The following is a 4217-nucleotide window of genomic DNA, read 5'->3' as shown; positions in this document are numbered from 1 at the left end:
CGCGGCATACGAACTGGGACGAGAAATGGGAGGGCGCACGACCCGAGATACGTCGCGGCATACGAACTGGGATGAGAAATGGGAGGGTGCCGACCGAGATTCGTCGCGTCAGCGCAGCAGGGTGCCGATCTTGAACTCCGGCAACTTCTCCTGGGCCTCCTTGGTCGCCGCATGGCGCGAGTTGAACCCTGCCGAGCCGTCGGTGCCACAGATCGACCGGACCGCGTTCGCGCCCCCCGGGTGCTGGGGGATCCAGGTCGTCAGGTCATAGACGTCGCCGTTGATCGCCGACCAGCAGGAGGCGGCGGTGGCGTGCTCGGCGACCTGGGCCATCGTGTACTGACCCTCGCGCGACGTGATGCTCGGGGAGGGTGCGGCGCCGCTGGTCGCGGCGGTGCGGCCAGCCCACGAGGCGGTGGCTCCCGAGTGGCCGGTCATGAAGGTCATCCACAGCACGGTGATCGCTGCAACGGCCGCCAGGACCGCCGGGAGCATGCTGACCAGTGACGAGGAGGCGGGCCGGTCTGCCACGTCATGAGCCCCGTCCGGTCCGATCGCCGACCGACGGCGCCGCTCCAGGACCAGCCAGCCACCGCCCAAGAGAAGCAGCGCCAGGGCAGCCCACGGCAGCCGCTCCCCCCAGACCTCGTGCTTCGCTGGGGAGCCGACCTGCTCGGCCAGAGACTCCCCGGACAGTTTCGCGACGAACGCCGACGCGGTGGCGAGGACGAGGACCAGACCCAGCAGACCGGCATACCTCTCCCGCCAGCGGCGCACCGAGACCAGCGCCAGCACGCCGAGCGCGCCGAGCGGGAGCAGAACGACGACGGCGTGGACGACGAGTGGGTGCAGTGGGAGGCCGTCGAAGGTCACTGCGCGAGGTTACCCGCGGCGGGCCAGCGCGCTCGGCCACCAGGTGCGGTCGCCGAGATCGACGACGGCCGCCGGCACGAGGAGCGAGCGGACGACGAGCGCGTCCAGGAGCACACCGAAGGCGACGATGAAGGCGACCTGCGCGAGGAACAGCAGCGGGATGACCGCGAGCGCTCCGAAGGTGGCGGCAAGCACGATCCCGGCGCTGGTGATGACGCCTCCGGTGACGGCCAGCGCGACGAGCATGCCGCGTTGGGTGCCGCGCTTGGGCGTCTCCTCACGGGCGCGGGTCATCAGGAAGATCGAGTAGTCGACGCCGAGAGCGACGAGGAAGACGAAGCCGATGAGGATCGTCGTGGGGTCCGCGCCACCGAATCGGAAGACGTGGTTGAAGGCGATCGCGCTGACGCCGAGGGTTGCGCCGAAGGACAGCAGGTTGGCGACCAGCAGGAGCAAGGGGGCGACGACGGCGCGCAGCAGCAGCATCAGGACGAGGAAGACGAGGACGGTGATGGTCGGGGCGATGAGCAGCAGGTCGCGGTTGCTCGTCGTGTTGACATCGGTCGCCTCGGCGGCGCGGCCACCGACGAGGGCCTGATCGGTGACGGTGTCGAGGTCGGCGCGCAGGGCCCTGACCAGGCGCTCGGCCTCCGGGGAGTCGGGTTGGCTGTCCAGGGTCGCCTGCAGCATGACCTGCCCGTCCACGACCTTGGGTTGGACGGTGGGCGCGCCGGGCACGCCGGCCGGCGGTCCCGCCACCCCCGTGTATGCCGCTGCACCGGTCAGTCCGTCCGTGCGGTCCAGGAGGGCGAGGGCCTGGGCGGACTTGTCCTGGGGGACGATCACAGTCAGGGGGGAGCCGGAGCCCGCGTCGAAGTGCTCCTCGAGGACGCGCTGACCGCTGACCGAGGCGACATCGATGAGGAAGACCTCGGACTGCTGGATCCCCTTGGCGGTGAAGGTGGGCGCGAAGGCCGCACACGCCAGGAGGATGACGGCGGTGGTGACCCACGTGGCGCGAGGGCGGCGACCGACGAAACCGGCCAGTCGAGCCCAGCCCGTCGCGCGTCGGGCGGGGGCGCTCGCGCCCTCCGGCGTGGTCGTGGGGCTCGCTGTGCCGATCTCGTCGAGGTGACGGGTGACCCCGTCGTGGTCCGGGCGCGGAATGGCCGGCCAGAAGATCCAGCGCCGTCCGAGCACGAGCAGCGCGGGCAGCAGTGTGAGGGAGGCGAGCAGCGCGCCGACGATGCCGATCGCCCCGACGGGCCCCAGGCCGCGGGTGCTGCCGAGGTCGGCAAGCAGGAGGCAGAGCAGGCCGAGGATGACGGTGGCGGCGCTGGCCAGGATCGGCTCGACGGTGGCCCGCCAGGCAACCTTCATCGCCTGCCAGGGCGATTCATGCTCGTGGAGTTCCTCCTTGTAGCGGGCGACGAGGAGGAGTGCATAGTCGGTGGCCGCGCCGACGACGAGGATGAACATGATCCCCTGGCTCTGCCCGGAGAGGTCGATGTGACCGGCTTTGGCCAGCGGGTAGACGATGGCGCCGGCCAGGCTGAGGCCGAAGATCGCGGACAGCAGGACGGCAAAGGGGAGCACCGGGCTGCGATAGACGACGAGCAGGATGAGCAGCACGACGCCGAGTGTCACGCCGAGCAGGAGGCCGTCGATGCCGGCAAAGGCCTTGACGATGTCCGCGACATAGCCCGCCGGCCCCGTGACGTATGCCGTGAGGCCAGTTTGCGATGCCGCCTCGTCGGCCGCGTCCCCCACCACGGTCGCGATCGGTCCCAGGGCGCGCTCCCCGGCGCTGTCGGGCGTCGAGGACTTGGTCTGGTCCAGCGAGAGCACCAGCATGGCGGCCTTGCCGTCCTCGCTCGGGATCATCGGCACCGAGGGGGCGGTGAGGTAGTCGGCGACGGTGGCGGAGCCGCCCTCGACGGCCAGCCCCGGCAGGTCGGTGGCGAGGCGGCCCAGGGCGGCCAGTGCGTCGGGGGTGAGGGTCGAGCCATCCTCGGCGGTGGCGACGACGATGAGCGGGAGAGCCTGACTGCCGGTGAACTTCTTGGCGGTCTGCTGCACCTCACGGCTCTCGGCCGATAGGGGCAGGAACTCGCTGGAGTCGTTCTTCTGCACCTGGGAGAGCTTGCCGACCGACTGGCCGCCGAGCCCGCCGATCCCGAGCCAGGCGAGGACGATGAGGAGGGCGACGACGACCACGGCGCGAGGATTCTTCACCCGACCACCGTGCCGGTGATCGGTCTCGTGGCGCCCGGTCACCGCATCAATCCAATGGTTGATTGCCCGCCGTGTGCGGGCTGCGCAGCGCACCGACGGCGTGGTAGACGTCGGGGCGTCCGGGCCAGACCGACCCTGCCTCGTGGAGGTTGGCGTCGACCTCGTTGCGCCAGGCGCCGTTCTCGTCGATCCACACGGCGGCGGCGTGGTCCCAGAGCCTGCTGTACCACTGCTCCCAATGCTCGTCCCCGGTCGTGCGGATCAACTCGGCCGACGCCTGGATAGCCTCGCAGACCGGCCAGTGCAGCCGGACCGAGGCGACGGGAGTGCCGTCCCAGTCGACGGTGTAGGGGATGCCCTCGACGCCGTCGATGCCCCAGCCGCCGTCGAGTGCGCGCCGCGTCAGCGCCTCGGCCGACTCCGGCAACCACGACGGCCCGCCCACCCACGGACTGCGATGCAGCTGGAGCAGGAATCGGGCCCACTCGAGGGAGTGCCCGAAGGTCGCGCCGTAGGGCCGGAAGGGGTCCTCCGGCTGGTCGCGGTTGTAGCCCAGGTCCGGGACCCACTCGGCGGTGAAGTGCTCGGGCAGCAGCCACTGCTGGTCCCGGGCGGCGTGGTTGATCAGCCGGTCGGCGACGGCGAGCGCACGGTCGTGCCAGCGGCGATCCCCGGTGGCGTGGCCCAGGAGGATCATCGCTTCGGTGCCGTGCATGTTGGCGTTGGCCCCGCGGTAGTCCTCCTCGTCGCTCCAGTCGTCGGCAAAGGACTCCCGCAAGGTCAAGGTTTCCTCGTTCCACAGCCGCGTGTCGACGACGTCGACGACCCGGTCGAGGAGCTCGTGGGCGCGTGGGTGGCCCGCGGCCAGGGCCCCCGAGGCGGCCATTCCGCAGTGCATGTGGTCATAGGTCGCCTTGCGCGTCGGCGTGCCCGGCTGCGTGAGCCACCCGCGGTTCTCGGAGTCCCAGTGGAAGCCGAGCAGCGAGTCCATGGCGTGGTCGAGCAAGCGCTCACTGCCGGGTATGCCGTCGCGCACACCAGCGCTGCTCACCCAGGCCATGCGGGCGGTGAGGAAGAGGGCGGGTGGGCGGTCCGGCAGCGGCCGCCGA

General features: G+C 70.9%; 3 protein-coding genes. All 3 read right to left on the bottom strand.

Annotated elements, in window-relative coordinates; genetic code table 11:
- Positions 1–108 precede the first annotated feature (108 nt).
- On the bottom strand, positions 109–873 hold the full coding sequence (locus BN10_RS15955; RefSeq protein WP_010852084.1) for a cytochrome b5 domain-containing protein: 765 nt from the start codon (positions 871–873) through the stop codon (positions 109–111).
- A 9-nt stretch (positions 874–882) separates the two neighbouring features.
- On the bottom strand, positions 883–3150 hold the full coding sequence (locus BN10_RS14945) for an MMPL family transporter (protein WP_010852083.1): 2268 nt from the start codon (positions 3148–3150) through the stop codon (positions 883–885).
- Between the two features lie 4 nt (positions 3151–3154).
- On the bottom strand, positions 3155–4217 hold a 1063-nt coding region (locus tag BN10_RS14940; RefSeq protein WP_198014076.1), incomplete at its 5' end, for an AGE family epimerase/isomerase.

Source organism: Phycicoccus elongatus Lp2, assembly GCF_000367525.1.
GTDB classification, from domain to species: Bacteria; Actinomycetota; Actinomycetes; order Actinomycetales; family Dermatophilaceae; genus Phycicoccus_A; species Phycicoccus_A elongatus.
This window is presented reverse-complemented; position numbering and strand designations above follow the sequence as displayed.